The 14,608-nt window shown below is 76.2% G+C and carries 12 protein-coding genes; 6 read left to right on the forward strand and 6 right to left on the reverse strand.

The genetic code is table 11. The annotated features are described in order from the left end of the window. The 3 genes from ACZ63H_RS06630 (at position 1) to ACZ63H_RS06640 (ending at position 3,726) form a co-directional block, all read left to right on the forward strand. A complete protein-coding gene (locus ACZ63H_RS06630) occupies positions 1–915 on the forward strand; it encodes a sugar ABC transporter permease (protein WP_469862737.1) in 915 nt (304 codons plus the stop codon). Positions 916–998: 83 nt separating this feature from the next. Next, the gene (locus ACZ63H_RS06635) at positions 999–2,663 is read left to right on the forward strand and encodes a glycoside hydrolase family 13 protein (RefSeq protein ID WP_469862738.1); all 1,665 of its coding nucleotides are present in this window, start codon (positions 999–1,001) and stop codon (positions 2,661–2,663) included. Positions 2,664–2,688: 25 nt separating this feature from the next. Further along, positions 2,689–3,726, forward strand: coding sequence for a LacI family DNA-binding transcriptional regulator (locus ACZ63H_RS06640; protein WP_469862739.1), 1,038 nt, complete (start codon positions 2,689–2,691; stop codon positions 3,724–3,726). Positions 3,727–3,837: 111 nt separating this feature from the next. Here ACZ63H_RS06640 and ACZ63H_RS06645 read toward each other — a convergent pair whose 3' ends face one another. The 5 genes from ACZ63H_RS06645 to ACZ63H_RS06665 all read right to left on the reverse strand — a co-directional run bounded on the left by ACZ63H_RS06645 (position 3,838) and on the right by ACZ63H_RS06665 (position 9,446). Continuing rightward, complete coding sequence (locus ACZ63H_RS06645) at positions 3,838–4,167, reverse strand: hypothetical protein (protein WP_469862740.1); 330 nt, start codon at positions 4,165–4,167, stop codon at positions 3,838–3,840. A 257-nt stretch (positions 4,168–4,424) separates the two neighbouring features. Continuing rightward, the gene (locus tag ACZ63H_RS06650; protein ID WP_469862741.1) at positions 4,425–5,432 is read right to left on the reverse strand and encodes a DUF5914 domain-containing protein; all 1,008 of its coding nucleotides are present in this window, start codon (positions 5,430–5,432) and stop codon (positions 4,425–4,427) included. Then, positions 5,429–6,454: a phytoene/squalene synthase family protein gene (locus ACZ63H_RS06655; RefSeq protein WP_469862742.1), complete on the reverse strand. Its 1,026-nt coding sequence runs from the start codon at positions 6,452–6,454 to the stop codon at positions 5,429–5,431. Before ACZ63H_RS06655 ends, ACZ63H_RS06650 begins: the two co-directional genes overlap by 4 nt. Then, positions 6,451–8,118, reverse strand: a complete 1,668-nt coding sequence (locus ACZ63H_RS06660) for a phytoene desaturase (protein ID WP_469862743.1) — start codon at positions 8,116–8,118, stop codon at positions 6,451–6,453. The genes ACZ63H_RS06655 and ACZ63H_RS06660 overlap by 4 nt, the downstream gene beginning before the upstream one ends. Next, entirely contained in the window at positions 8,115–9,446 is a 1,332-nt protein-coding gene (locus ACZ63H_RS06665; RefSeq protein WP_469862744.1) for a polyprenyl synthetase family protein, read from the reverse strand. Before ACZ63H_RS06665 ends, ACZ63H_RS06660 begins: the two co-directional genes overlap by 4 nt. Before the next feature lie 297 nt (positions 9,447–9,743). Here ACZ63H_RS06665 and ACZ63H_RS06670 point away from each other — a divergent pair, with 297 nt between their 5' ends. From ACZ63H_RS06670 to ACZ63H_RS06680, 3 genes are read left to right on the forward strand one after another with little or no spacing between them, the layout of a single operon-like run. Continuing rightward, entirely contained in the window at positions 9,744–10,997 is a 1,254-nt protein-coding gene (locus ACZ63H_RS06670) for a lycopene cyclase family protein (protein WP_469862745.1), read from the forward strand. Beyond that, a complete protein-coding gene (locus tag ACZ63H_RS06675) occupies positions 10,994–11,722 on the forward strand; it encodes a class I SAM-dependent methyltransferase (RefSeq protein WP_469862746.1) in 729 nt (242 codons plus the stop codon). Before ACZ63H_RS06670 ends, ACZ63H_RS06675 begins: the two co-directional genes overlap by 4 nt. Beyond that, on the forward strand, positions 11,719–13,296 hold the full coding sequence (locus ACZ63H_RS06680; RefSeq protein ID WP_469862747.1) for an FAD-dependent oxidoreductase: 1,578 nt from the start codon (positions 11,719–11,721) through the stop codon (positions 13,294–13,296). The genes ACZ63H_RS06675 and ACZ63H_RS06680 overlap by 4 nt, the downstream gene beginning before the upstream one ends. 135 nt (positions 13,297–13,431) lie before the next feature. On the opposite strand, the gene ACZ63H_RS06685 is transcribed toward ACZ63H_RS06680, so the two are convergent. Beyond that, positions 13,432–14,376: an SDR family oxidoreductase gene (locus ACZ63H_RS06685; RefSeq protein ID WP_469862748.1), complete on the reverse strand. Its 945-nt coding sequence runs from the start codon at positions 14,374–14,376 to the stop codon at positions 13,432–13,434. Positions 14,377–14,608: the final 232 nt, after the last annotated feature.

Raw genomic sequence — 14,608 nt, forward strand, 5'->3', positions numbered from 1 at the left:
ATGACCGCAGCAACGCACGAGACCGCCACCGCGCCCGAGGACACCGTCCCGCCCCCCGCCGTCGTCCGCCGGACCCGCAGGGTGCGCGGCCGGGAGGAGCGGGGGCTCGGCGCCTCCGTGGCCCTGCACGGCACGCTGATCCTCGCCACCGTGATCGCGGCCTTCCCCGTGGTGTGGGTGTTCTTCATCTCCCTGGGCCCGAAGAACGCCTGGCAGCAGCCGGGCGAGGTGCTCTCCCACCTCGGCTTCTACAACTACAGCGACGTACTGGCCCATTCGGACCTGCTGCAGTGGTTCCTGAACACCGTCATCGTGGCGGCGGGCACCACGGCGCTGGGCGTCTTCCTCGCCGCGACCGCCGGCTACGCCGTGTCCCGGATGCGGTTCCCGGGCAGCCGGCAGCTGATGTGGGTCTTCCTGGTCACCCAGATGTTCCCCAGCATCGTCCTCATCGTGCCGCTGTACCTGCTCATGGCCGAACTGCGCCTGCTCGACAACTACCTCGGACTGATCCTGGCCTACGCGACCACGGCGGTGCCGTTCTGCGCCTGGATGATGAAGGGCTACTTCGACACCATCCCGAAGGAGATCGACGAGGCCGGACGAGTGGACGGCCTGACTCCCATCGGCACCTTCTGGCGGCTGATCGTGCCACTGGCCCGCCCCGGTCTCGCGGTGACGGCGTTCTACAGCTTCCTCACCGCCTGGGGCGAGGTCGCCTACGCCACGCAGTTCATGCAGTCCGACCACTACACCCTCGCCGTCGGCATCCGCACCTTCGCCCAGGACCAGCGTCCCGACTGGGCGTGGACGTCGGCCACCGCGATCATCATCACCATCCCGGCCGCCCTCGTGTTCATGCTCGTGCAGCGCAGCCTCGTCTCCGGACTGACGGCCGGCGGCACCAAGTCATGACCGGCACCACCCCGGCCGGACCCCGGCGCCCGCCCATCGAGGACGCGCCTTCGCCGTTACCCTTCCACTCCCTGAGGGAATCCATGACCCAGCACGCCACCGACACCGTCGCCCACGACGCCCCCGCCTTCGCCTCCCCGGACCGGGAGTGGTGGCGCGACGCGGTCATCTACCAGGTGTACCCGCGCAGTTTCGCCGACAGCGACGGCGACGGGATCGGCGACCTGCCCGGCATCCGCGCACGCCTGCCCTACCTGAGGAAGCTCGGTGTCGACGCCGTCTGGCTCTCCCCGTTCTACGCCTCCCCGCAGGCCGACGGAGGATACGACGTCGCGGACTACCGGGCCGTGGACCCCATGTTCGGCACCCTCACCGACGCCTACGACCTGGTGCGCGACGCCCACGCGCTGGGGCTGCGGATCATCGTCGACCTGGTGCCCAACCACTGCTCCGACCGGCACGAGTGGTTCAAGCAGGCCCTGCGCGAGGGCCCCGGCTCGCCCCTGCGGGACCGCTTCCACTTCCGGCCGGGCAAGGGCGCCGGGGGTGAACTGCCGCCCAACGACTGGGAGTCCGTCTTCGGCGGCCCCGCCTGGACCCGGGTCACCGAACCCGACGGCACCCCCGGCGAGTGGTATCTGCACCTCTTCGCACCCGAGCAGCCCGACTTCAACTGGGACCACCCCGCCGTCCACGACGAGTTCCGCTCCATCCTGCGGTTCTGGCTCGACCTGGGCGTCGACGGCTTCCGCGTCGACGTGGCCCACGGCCTGGTCAAGGCGCCCGGCCTGCCCGACGTCGGCCACGACGAGCAGGTCAAGCTGCTCGGCACGCGGCCGGTGCCGTACTTCGACCAGGACGGCGTGCACGACATCTACCGCGGCTGGCGGCGCATCCTCGACGAGTACCACGGCGAACGCGTCGCCGTCGCCGAGGCATGGACCCCGACCGTGGAACGCAGCGCCCTGTACCTGCGCCCGGACGAGCTCCACCAGGCGTTCAACTTCGACTACCTGGGCACCGGCTGGGACCCGGCCGCACTGCGCGAGGTCATCGACCGCTCGCTGCGCGCCATGAACTCCGTACACGCGCCGGCGACCTGGGTGCTGTCCAACCACGACGTGGTGCGGCACGCCACCCGGCTCGCGGAGGGGGACCCGGCGCGCGGCCTGCGCCGGGCCCGCGCGGCGACCCTGCTGATGCTGGGGCTGCCCGGCTCGGCCTACATCTACCAGGGCGAGGAACTCGGCCTGCCCGAGGTCGTCGACCTGCCCGACGAGGTGCGACAGGACCCCGCCTTCTTCCGCACCACGGGCCAGGACGGCACCCGCGACGGCTGCCGGGTGCCGATCCCGTGGTCCGGCCAGGTGCCGCCGTTCGGCTTCGGTCCCGTCGAGGGCGGGCCGGCCTGGCTGCCGCAGCCGGCGGACTGGAGCGACCTGACCGTCGAGGCGCAGGAGGGCGACCCGGGCTCCACGCTGGAGTTCTACCGTCGGGCACTCGCCATCCGCCGCGAGCACCCGGCGCTGGGCGCGGGTCGCCAGATCACCTGGCTGGACGCCCCGGAGGGGGTGCTGGCGTTCCGCCGCGACAGCGAGCACGGCTCCTTCGTCTGCACGGTCAACTTCACCGCCGCTCCCGTCACGCTGCCCACGCCCGGCACCCTGCTGCTGGCCGGCGCCGACGTGGAGCCGGGCGCCGGCACGACGGCACTGCCCGGGGAGTGCGCCGTCTGGTGGGCAGTCTGACATGCGGCCGGTACAGACCGTCCCCGTGACGATCCGGCTCGCCGACATCGCCGCACAGGCCGGGGTGAGCGAGGCGACCGTCAGCAGGGTCCTCAACGGCAAACCGAGCGTCGCCTCCGGCACCCGCCAGGCCGTGCTCGCCGCGCTCGACGTGCTGGGCTACGAACGCCCGGTACGGCTGCGGCAGCGCAGCGAGGGCCTGGTCGGCCTCATCACCCCCGAGCTGGACAACCCCATCTTCCCGGCGCTCGCACAGGTCATCGGGCAGGCCCTCACCCGGCAGGGTTACACCCCGGTGCTCGCCACCCAGACACCCGGCGGGTCCACGGAGGACGAACTCACCGAGATGCTCGTGGACCGCGCGGTGGCCGGCATCATCTACGTCTCCGGGCTGCACGCGGACACCACCGCCGACACCGGACGCTACGCCGAACTGCGCGCCCAGGGCGTGCCGTTCGTGCTCGTGGACGGCTTCTCGGCGAAGGTGCAGGCCCCGTTCATCTCGCCCGACGACCGCGCGGCGATGACCCTGGCGGTGGCCCACCTGGCGTCCCTGGGCCACACCCGGATCGGCCTGGCCGTCGGCCCCCGGCGTTTCGTGCCCGTGCAGCGCAAGATCGAGGGCTTCGTCCGCGCGGTACAGGACCAGCTGGGCCTGCCGCCGGACCTGACCGAGACGACGCTGATCCAGCACTCCCTCTACAGCCTGGAGGGCGGCCAGGCCGCCGCCGCGGCCCTCATCGACCGGGACTGCACGGCGGTGGTCTGCGCCAGCGACATGATGGCCCTCGGGGCGGTACGGGCGGCCCGGCAGCGCGGCTTGGAGGTCCCCCGCGACTTCTCCGTCGTCGGCTTCGACGACTCGCCCCTGATCGCCTTCACCGACCCGCCCCTGACCACGATCCGCAAACCCGTGCCGGCGATGGGCCAGGCCGCGGTGCGCACACTGCTGGAAGAAGTCGGCGGCACCCCCGCACCGCACAGCGAGTTCGTGTTCATGCCGGAACTGGTGGTACGCGGCTCGACGGCATCGAGACCGAAGCTCCGCCACCACGCCGCCTGACCCGACGGCCGGGGCTGCTCCCGTGCGGGGCGGCCCCGGTCCGCTGTGGAACGGGGGCGGACTCCTGCCGCAACGCCGGTCCGGTCGTACGCCCCCCGCGGGCCGAGTGCGTCAGGAGAACGGCAGCGGGCCGGACAGCAGCCAGGTGGCCGCCGCCGCTCCGCTCGCACAGGCCGTCGTCCAGCCCGTCCAGGCCCGGCCGGTCAGACTCCGGGCCGCCTGCGCGGCTTCGGAGGCGATGACCACTCCGCAGACGAGGGTGAGGAACAGGTCGTCCCAGACGAGTTCCGGGCGGCCGATGACCAGCCATCCCGCCGCGCACCCCGCCAGCCCGGCGGCCATGTGGCGCCACGGTGTGGACCCGGCGGGTGCCGGTGGCGTACGTCCGCGGTGCACAAGGATCAGCGCGATGTCCGCGAGGGCTGCCGCTATCGCGATCAACTGTCTCTCCATGGCCGGGTGCCGCGGGCCCGCTCCGGCGCCGGGGTCCCCGGCAGCGCCGCGACGGCGGCGTTCGGGACGGACGGGCCGCGAAGATCGTTCAGCGGGGCCATGGAAGCACACATCGCACGATTTCCACCACTTCAGGCGTGCTGTGAGGCCGCGCGGTCCTGCCGGTGACCTGGTCGGGCCGGCACCGATGACGGTGTCCGGCGCCCGGCCCCGGCCCGGCGCGCCGATGCGCCGGGCCGGGCCGCTCAGCCCGGGAAGCGGCCCGTGGATCGCAGGTGCCAGCGCCGCTCGGCGTAGGCCAGGTCGTCCCGCCACAGCCGGCCGGCCGTGGCGCGTACCAGGGGACGCAGCAGCGGTGCGGCCCGGCGGGCGGCGGCGAAGCCCGGGCGGGGGGAGGCGGCGACCACCGCCTCGATGACGGCGGTGCGGGGCCGGCCGGCCCCGTCCGGGCCGAGCGGCGTGGCGTGGGTCTCCACGACGGAGCCCGCGCCCTCGCCCTCGGTGATGCGCATGACGACCGTGCGGGGCTCCGGCGCGGTGAAGACGGCGCGGACCGGTACGACCAGTCGGCCCGCCACCTTGAAGGACACGTCGACGGTCAGGGCGTCCGGGCCGTCGTCCACCGCGCCGGCCGGGTCGGCCGGGGTGTCCACCACGGTCAGGTCGACGAACGAGTAGGGGTGCAACCACGCGCCGTGCCAGGGGTCGAGCCGATTGGCGACCACGTCCTCGGGCTCGCAGACACCCATGCCGGTGTAGACGGCCGTCAGGGCGCGCGCGGGCTCGGGCCGGGGCGGCAGGACCGGCGCGTCCGAGGGCTCCTCGCCGCCCACCGCGTCCAGCCGCACCCACACCAGCACCCCGTCGTCGTGCACCGGCAACGGCGACCAGCCCGCGTACGGCCCGCCGTCCAGCGCCAGTCCGTGCCAGTGGCACACCAGCGTGCCGCAGCGCACCGGGCTGTCCCGCAGCGGTGCCCCCAGGTGCGGGCAGATCCCCGGCCCGCCGACGAGGCGCCCGTCGGGCCCCCGCCACACCACGACCTCCTGCCCCGCCACGGTCCGCGCCAGCTTGCCGTTCCCCCGCAGGCTGCGGGAGGCGCCGACGACGTACCAGTTGCCGGACGGGCGGGCCTGTGCCCGCTTCAGCGCCCCGGCGATCAGCCCGGGCCGGGCCTCGCGCCAGGTGGGCCGCCGGCCTTCCCACGGCACGGCGCGGCGGCGCAGCGACAGCGGCGGCCGACGGCGGCTCACGCGGTCCCCCCGGCGGACCGGAGGGCCGTCGCCGGCGGGAGGGGAGCACCGGGAAGGGCGCGGGCGGGCGGCCGGTGCGGGGGAAGGGGCCGCGCGCGCAGCCGGGCCGCCGCCACCCGCGCCAGCCCGTCGGCGGCGACCACCGCCCTGCGTCGCCGCGGCACCACCGACCGCCGGTGCAGCACGGTGTAGCCGTCGCGGGCGACGGCGTCCAGGATGCCGCCGTACAGGACGGCCGCGGTGCGGATGCAGGGCCGGGCCACCGGTTCGAGCAGCTCGATCCCGGGCACCGCCTCCCGGTACACAGCGCGGGTCAGCGCCTCGAACTCCCTGAGCGCGGCCGTGACCCGCGGGTCCTGGCGGCCCGTGGCGCGGCTCCAGGCCAGCAGGTCCCGGTCCACGCCGTGACCGGCGAGCAGGTCGGCGGGCAGGTAGACGCGCCCGCGGTCCAGGTCCTCGCCGACGTCCCGCAGGAAGTTGCTCAGCTGGAACGCGACGCCGAGCGCCGCGGCGTACGGCGCGGCCTCCTCGCGCGGCACCACCGTGCCCAGTACGGGCAGCATCTGGAGCCCGATCACCGCGGCCGAGCCGTGCATGTACGCGCGCAGGTCGGCGTAGGTGGGATAGGCCGTCACCACCAGGTCGGAGCGCATGGCGGTCATGAAGTCGCGGAAGTGGGCGTGGTCGATGGCGTGGCGGCGGGCGGTGTCGGCGAGGGCGCGCACCACCGGCTCACCGCTGCCGCCCCGCCGCAGCCCCTGCGCCAGCTCCTCCTGGAGCCGGGCCAGTGCCCGCACCCGTAGCTCCGTACCGGCGCCCGGATCGAGGGAGTCGACGATGTCGTCGGCCCAGCGGGCGAAGCCGTACAGGGCGTGCACGGCGGGCCGGCGTGCGGCGGGCAGCAGCCGGGTGGCGAGGAAGTAGGTCCTGCCGTGCCGGGCGTTGAGGGCCCGGCAGTGGTGGTAGGCCGCGCGCAGTGCCGGCTCGTGGATCCCCGCCGCGTCCAGCTCTCGATCGGTCATCCTGTCCTGCCTTCGGTCGCGGGGGCCGTGGGATCGGCCGGGGGACTCCCCGGCGGCGGGAACCGCCGTACGGCAGCCGGGGGGTCCGGCGGTGCCTGGACGGGGGCGGGGCGGCGGGGAGGTTCCTCTTGCGCTCGCGGGGCGGCGGCCGGGGAGGGACGCGGGCGGCCCCCGCCGCGCCCGGGTACGCCCGTGACGCGGGCCGCCGCCAGCTTCCCCGACAGCAGCACGGTCGGCACCCCGACGCCGGGCGTGGTGCCGCAGCCGGCCAGGACCGCGTTCTCCGTGCCGCGTACCAGGTTGCGCGGCCGGAACGGCCCGGTCTGCGCGAACGTGTGGGCGGCCGAGAAGGGGGTCCCGGCGGCGTGCCCCCGCGCGTGCCAGTCGGCCGGGGTGACCAGGCACTCCTCCTCGACGGCGGCCTCGATGCCGTCCAGCCCGCGCCGTTCCAGCTCCCGCAGCAGCGTGTCCCGGTAGCGCGGCCCGAGGTCGGACCAGGCCGCCGCGCCCGGGCCGATGTCGGTGTTGGGGCAGGGGGCGAGGATGTAGTGCAGGTGGCGGCCGGGCGGGGCGAGGGAGGGGTCGGTGGCGGTGGGGCGGGTGACCAGGAGCGACGGGTCGCTCATCAGGCTTCCGGCGCGGGTCAGTTCGTCGAAGGTGGTGTGCCACGCCGCGCCGAACGAGATCGTGTGGTGGGCGAGGTGGGACCAGGTGCGGTCCGTGCCCGCGTGCAGCACGACCGCGGAGGGGGAGTGGCGCAGTGCGAGCGGCCGGCGCGGCCGGTGGCCGAGCAGCCGGTAGGCGACGGGCAGGTCCGGGGTGAGGACGACCGCGTCGCACGGGATGCGGCCGGCGTCGGTGACGACGGCCGTGACGCGCCCGCCCGACCGCTCCAGACGGGTCACCGGCTGCCCGAACCGCAGCTCGGCACCGGCCGCGGCGGCCGCCTGCGCCATCGCCCGCGGCAGGGCGTGCATGCCGCCCCGGGGGAAGTACACGCCGGCGACGGTGTCCATGTAGGCGATGACCGCGTACGCGGCCAGCGCCCGCGCCGGGGGCACACCCGCGTACAGGGACTGGAAGGTGAACACCCGGCGCAGCCGCTCGTCGGTCACGAAGCGGCCGATCCGGGCGTCCAGGCGGCCGAAGCCGCCGAGGGCGGCCAGGCGGGCGAGATCCGGGTGGAGCAGACCGAGCGGCGAGTCGAAGTCGGCGTCGATGAACCGGCGCATCTGGGCCCGGTAGAGCCGCTGGAGCCAGTCGCGCAGCCGCCGGTAGCCCGCCGCCTCGGCCGGCCCGGCGAACCGCTCCACCTCCGCGGCCATCGCGTCCGCGTCGCTGTGCACGTCGAGGCTGCTGCCGTCCGCGAAGCAGGCCCGGTAGGCCGGGTGCAGGGGGATCAGCTCCACCCGTTCGTACAGGCTGTCGCCGACGGCGGCGAACGCCTCGTCGGCGAGGTCGGGCATGGTCAGCACGGTCGGTCCGGTGTCGATCCGGTAACCGGCCAGGTCCAGGCGTCCGGACCGGCCACCGGGCAGCTCGTCGCGCTCGACGACCGTGACCCGGCGTCCGGCGCCCAGCAGGTGCAGCGCCGCCGACAGCCCGGCGAGTCCGGCGCCGACGACCACCACGTGGTCCGTGGGGCCGGGCACGGCGCGCGTCACCGCTCACTCCCCGCACCGCCGCGGGCGCCGGCGGCGCACGGGCCGCGCGCCGGCCGCGGACGTACGCCGTCCGCTTCCGGCCGCGCCCCCGCCGTGGCCAGCAGGAGATCGCGCAGCGGTCCGGCGCCCTCCGCGTCGAGGACGGCGCCGTCGAAGTGCCGCAGCCCCTGCGCGGCCAGCCGGTCCACCTCGGCCTCCACGGTGGCCCGCGCGCCGGTCGCGACCAGCACCTCCCGCACCTCGTCCAGGCCGCGTTCGGTGAGGCCCGGGTCACCGAGCCACCGGTCCAGGACGGCCGGCGCGGCACCGTCGCCGGCGGCCTGTGCCCGCGCGCGGGCGACCGCGACCAGATAGGTGGGCTTGCCCTCCCGGACGTCGCCGCCGCACGCCTTGCCGGTCTCCCGCGGGTCGCCGAAGACGTCGTCCAGGTCGTCGCGCAGCTGGAACGCCATGCCGACACAGCGTCCGGCATCGCCCAGCCGGCGCCGCGTCACCTCGTCCGCGCCCGCCACGGCGGCCCCCAGGGCCAGGGGCCGCTCGACCGAGTACAGGGCGCTCTTCAGGCAGGCGGCGCGCAGCACGCGGGGCAGGGACGGGGCCGCGGTGATCTGGCCCTGTACGTCCAGGTACTGGCCCGCCACCATCTCCGTGCGCATGTCGCTCCACAGCCGTCGCACCGGCTCCCCCGTCCCGGGTGCCAGCGGTGTCTCCGCCACCAGGTCGTCGGCCCAGGCCAGCGCCAGGTCCCCGGCGAGGACCGCCGCCGACTGCCCGAACCGCGCGGCCCGCTCGGGCCCGACCCGGCCGGCGTACCGGTCGGTCAGGTCCCTGTGCAGCGTGGGCCGGCCACGCCGCAGCACCGCCCGGTCCATCACGTCGTCGTGGACGAGCGCGCACGTCTGGAGCAGTTCCAGGGCGCCCCCGATCCGCAGCGCCGCCGCCGCGGACGCCGGGTCCCGGCCGGCACAGGCCCGCGCGGCCCACCACACCAGCCGCGCGCGCGTGCGCTTGCCACCCTGGAGGGTGAAGCGTGCCACTCGTTCGGCCAGTTCCTCGGCGAACTGGGGATCCGTCAGCCGTGCGCGGCGCAGGCGCTGTGCCAGCACATGGCCGAGCACCCGGCCGACCGCGCCGGGTACGTCGGCGTCCGTCCGGCGCACCTCGGCGGGCCCGGCCGGAAACGGTGCGCCCTCGCGGTCGCGGTGTCCCTCGGCGTTGTCGGCGTCGTCGGCGTTGTCGGCCACCGCCCCGTGCGGAAGCGACGCCACCGGCCCCGCCGCGCCCGGTGGCGCGGTCGCGGGGTGGTCCTTCGCGTGGGCAGGCCGCATCCCGGTTCCCTCCGTCGTGTCCGTATCCGTCGTGCCGTCACCCGTCCGCCCGTGCGCGGACGGACACGTGAACGCCCCGCGCGATCGCGGAGACCACCGGGGATCCGCCCCCTCCACCGTGCCGTGTCCGGCGCCCGACCGCGCGCCATCAGGGGGTGCCCTGCATCCGCCGGGGTACACAATCCGCGATACCGGCCCGGGGCGACGTGTCCCGGCGGCCGGTCCGGGGTGCGTCACGGCCGTGACGACCCGCGGCCGGACCGGAAGCACACCGGGGAACCGAGGAGAGGAGACGCCGTGCCGGACGCGGACGTGGCCGTCGTGGGCGCGGGCGCCGCCGGGCTGTCGCTGGCCCACCGGCTCGCGGGACACGTTCCCGGCCTGCGGACACCCTCCGTGGTGCTGGTGGACGCGCCGCCCGGCCCGCTGCGTCCGCCCCCGCGGACCTGGTGCTACTGGGCGGCGGGAACGGGACGGTTCGACGCGGCGGTGCGGGCCGAGTGGCGGCGGCTCAGGGTGCGCCCGCGCACCGGCGCCCCGGTCGAGGGCGACATCGACCCGCTGCGGTACCGCATGATCCGCTCCGACGACTTCGAACGCCTCGTCTCCCGCGACCTGGCCCGCAGCCCCAACGTGCGACGCCTCGAAGCGACCGTCGAAGCGGTGGAGGACGTGCCCGGCGGCGCGCACGTCCACCTGCGGGACACCGACGGCCGGACGCGGGTGCTCAGCGCCCGCTGGGTGCTCGACTCCCGCCCCCCGGGCAGCCTCCCGGCCGCCCGCACCACCCTGCTCCAGCACTTCCACGGCTGGTTCGTCCGCACCGCCCGGCCCGCCTTCGACCCGGCCGCCGTGGAGCTGATGGACTTCCGCACCCCGCAGCCCGCCCACGGCCTGTCCTTCGGCTACGTCCTGCCGACCGGGCCGCGCGAGGCGCTCGTGGAGTACACCGAGTTCTCCCGGCACACCCTCGCACCGGACCGCTACGAGGCCGCCGTGCGGCACTACGCCGACGAGGTGCTGCACCTCGGCGAACGGCAGGTCCTGGCCACCGAGACCGGCGTCATCCCGATGACCGACGCGCCGATCACCCGGCAGACCGGGGCCTCGGTCTTCCGCGTCGGCGCCGCCGGCGGAGCGACCCGCCCCGCCACCGGCTACACCTTCGCCGGACTGCAACGCCAGACCAGGGCCGTCGCCGACGCCCTGCGCCGCGGCCGCCGCCCCGTGCCGCCCGCCGCCCACCCGGCGCGCTCCCGCGCCATGGACGCCGTCCTGCTGCGCGCCCTGGACAGTGGCCGGGCCGACGGCCCGGACCTCTTCGGCCGCCTCTTCACCCGCGTGCCCATGGCACGGCTGCTGCGCTTCCTCGACGGGGACACCCGCCCGCACGAGGATCTTTCCATCGGCCTGCGCACGCCCGTCGCGCCGATGCTGCGCTCCGCGCTGGACCTGCCCCGCCTGCCCCGCCGCCCCTTCGACCTGCCCCCGCCGCCGCGTCCGCCGGCGCCTTCCGCCACCCCGCACCCGCCCCCGACGGAGACCGCATGACCCTCTTGCGCGACGAGCGCCTCGCCGCCGCCTTCGACCACGCCGCCCGCGGCTACGACACGCTCGTGGCCGCCAACCCCGGCTACCACGCCCACCTGCGCCGCTCGGTGCGCCGCCTGCGCCTGCCCGGGCACGGAGCGGGACTGCGCCTGCTCGACCTCGGCTGCGGCACCGGTGCCTCCACGGCCGCGCTGCGGTCCGTCCTGCCCGCCGCCCGCATCACGGCCGTGGACGCGTCGGCAGGCATGCTCCGGCGGGCCGCGGCCAAACCGTGGGCGGACGGGGTGACCTTCGTGCACGCCCCCGCCGAGCGGCTGTCCGAGGCCGGGGTGTCCGGACCGTTCGACGCGGTCTTCGCGGCCTATCTCCTCCGCAACGTCACCGACCCCGACGCCGTCCTCGCCGCCGTGCGCGGGCTGCTGCGGCCGGGCGGCCGGCTCGGCGTGCACGAGTACACCCTGAGCGGGCGGCGCACGGACCGCGCGGTGTGGACGCTGGTGTGCCGCGGCGTCGTACAGCCCGTCGCGACCCTGCTGGGGGACGGGCCGCTGTACCGGCACCTGTGGCGCAGCGTGGTGGACTTCGACACCGCCGGGCGGTTCGCGCGGCGGCTCGACGCGGCCGGCTTCGACCGGGTCCGCGCCCTGCCGCTGCCGGGCTGGCAGACGGGCATCACCCACACCTTCGTCGCCCGCCGGTCGCCCGCCCCCGGTGAGGACGCATGAGGGCCCCGGACCGGGGCGCCGCACGCCGGGGCCGCGACCGGCGGGCCCGCGTCCTGCCCGCCCGGCCCGGCACCCCCCGCGTGCAGGGGACCGCGCCGTCGGTGGCGGTGGTCGGCGCCGGCCTCGCGGGCCTGGCCGCCGCCACCGCCCTCGCCGAGCGCGGGGTGGCCGTCACCCTGTACGAGAAGCGGCCCTACCTCGGCGGGCGGGTCGGCGGATGGCCGGCCGAACTGCGCGACGGCACCACGGTGACCATGAGCCGCGGCTTCCACGCGTTCTTCCGCCAGTACTACAACCTGCGCGGACTGCTGCGCCGGACCGACCCCGGCCTGGAGCGGCTCACCGGCCTCCCGGACTACCCGCTGCGCCACGCCGCCGGCCTGCGCGACAGCTTCCGGCACGTCCCGCGCACCCCGCCGCTCAGCGCGCTCGGCTTCGCGGCGCTCAGCCCCTCCTTCCGGCTCGCGGACCTGCGCGCCATGGACCCGCGGGCGGCCCTGCCCCTGTTCGACGTGCGCGTACCGGAGGTCTACGACCGCCTGGACGGCACCAGCGGCCACGCCCTCCTGGACGCCGTGGGCTTCCCCGAAAGCGCCCGACACCTGGCCTTCGAGGTGTTCTCCCGGAGTTTCTTCGCCGATCCGCGGGAGCTGTCGGCGGCCGAGATGGCGCTGATGTTCCACATCTACTTCCTGGGCTCCGCCGAGGGCCTGCTGTTCGACGTGCCCCGAGCCCCCTTCCCGGCCGCCCTGTGGGACCCGCTCGCCCGCTACCTGGCCCGGCACCGCGCCGAGGTGCGCACCGCAACGGCCGTCGAGCACATCGCGCCCACCCGGGACGGCGGATTCGCGGCCGCCACCGGCAGGGACGAGCGCCGCTACGACGGGGTCGTCCTCGCCCTCGACACCACCGGGCTGCGCTCCCTGGTGGGCCGCTGCGGACGGCTGGGCGACGCGCCGTGGCGGGAGCGGATCGGGCGGCTGCGCACCGCCCCGCCCTTCCTGGTCAGCCGTCTGTGGCTGGACCGGCCCGTCGCCCCCGACCGCCCCGGCTTCCTCGGCACCAGCGGCTTCGGCACCCTCGACAACATCAGTGTGCTGGAACGCTACGAGGACGAGGCGGCCCGCTGGAGCGCGCGCACCAAAGGCTCCGTCGTCGAACTGCACGCCTACGCCGTACCGCCCGGAGCCGACCGGGACGTCGAACGAAAGCGCCTGCTCGGACAATTGCGCCGCGTCTACCCGGAGACCGGCCCGGCCACGGTCCTCGACGCCCGCCACGAGTGGCACGAGGACTGCCCCCTGTTCCCGGTGGGCGGCTACGGCGACCGGCCCGCCGTCCGCACCCCGCACCCCCGGCTGGTCGTGGCCGGCGACCTGGTCCGCACCGGCCTGCCCGTCGCCCTCATGGAACGGGCCGCCACGAGCGGCTTCCTCGCGGCCAACGCCCTGCTGGAGGGGTGGGGCGTGCGGGGCCAGACCCTGTGGACGGTGCCGGACCGCGGGCGCAGTGCACTGCTCAGGGCCCTGGCCACGTGGGGGCGTACGCCCGCCGCTCGCGAACGAGCCGACTGACCGGGGGCCCGTGCCGGCCCGGCAACGTGCCGGCCGGGCCGCATGCGCCGGGGGGCGGGAGAACGCCGGAAGGCCGCCGAGCGGCCCGGCGGGAGAGCCACCGGGCGTCCCGGGCCGGCGCCGACGCCGTACGCGCTACCGCGGCGGGGCGGGCCGGTCCCGCGCCGAGGACGTGTACGCCTCCCAGTCGGCGCGTCCACCGGCGCCCATGACCCCCGTGCCGGCCGCGAGGCCGGCGGCGGGCAGGCGGCGCATCTCGCGGCGGGCCACGTGGGTGACGAGCGCGGGGAACAGCGGCCGCAGGGGCTGGCACCAGCGCAGCCAGGGCGGGGCGTAGATGCGGGCGGCGCGGCGTTCCACACCGGCCGCGAGCCAGTCGGCGACCTGCGCGGCCGTGTGCACCCGGCGGGCGAACCGCGGCTGGTGGGCGCGCAGGGCGCGCAGCACCGGGTGCTCGTCGAGGTCGGTGAGCATGTCGGTCGCGGTCCAGTGCAGGTAGGCGATGCCGACCGCGATCCCGTCGGGCTCGACCTCGCCGCGCAGGGCCTGGGCGAAGGACTCCGCGCCCGCCTTGGACGCGCAGTAGGCGCTCATCATGGGTGCCGAGCCGAACGCGGCGGTGGAGTCGATCTGGAGGAAGTAGCCGCGTGTGCGGCCGAGCTGCGGCAGGAAGGCGCGGGCGGTGTTGGCGGAGCCGACCAGGTTGACGTCGATGACGCGCCGCCACAGGCCGGCGTCGGTCAGCCGGAAGGGGCCGCCGGCCGCGACGCCCGCGTTGGCGACGACCACGGACGCGTCCCCGAGCCGCTCCGCCACCTGCCGTGCGGCCTCGTCGAGTGCTTCGGGTTCGGTGACGTCGCACTCGACGCACAGGCTCGGGGTGCGGAGCGAGGCCGCGGCGGCGCGCAGGGTCTGTGCCTCGCGGCCGAGCAGGGCGACGCGCACCCCGGCGGCGGACAGGCGCCGCGTCAGGGCCTCGCCGACCCCGCGGGCCGCTCCGGTGACGACGGCGACGCGGCCCCGCAGGACCGAGCCGTGGAAGACCGCGACGCCGGGCCGCGGCGCTGGGGTGGGGGACATGGGCGTTCCTCGCTCCGGGCGGTGCGCGGGTGGCGCGCGGGGCGCCCGCGGACGCCCGGCGCCGCTCACGCGCGGGTGACCACGAGTACCCGGGGCGGCGTCGTCGTACGCGCACGCCGGATCTCGAAGCCACGGCACCGCTCACGGGCGGCCCGGGCGGCGCGTACGGCCCGTCGCCCGGGCGGGTGACGGGTGTCCTCGCCTGGCGAGGCCGGCGAGCGGGGACGGAGGC

It is taken from the genome of Streptomyces sp. NPDC104831, from assembly GCF_055583025.1.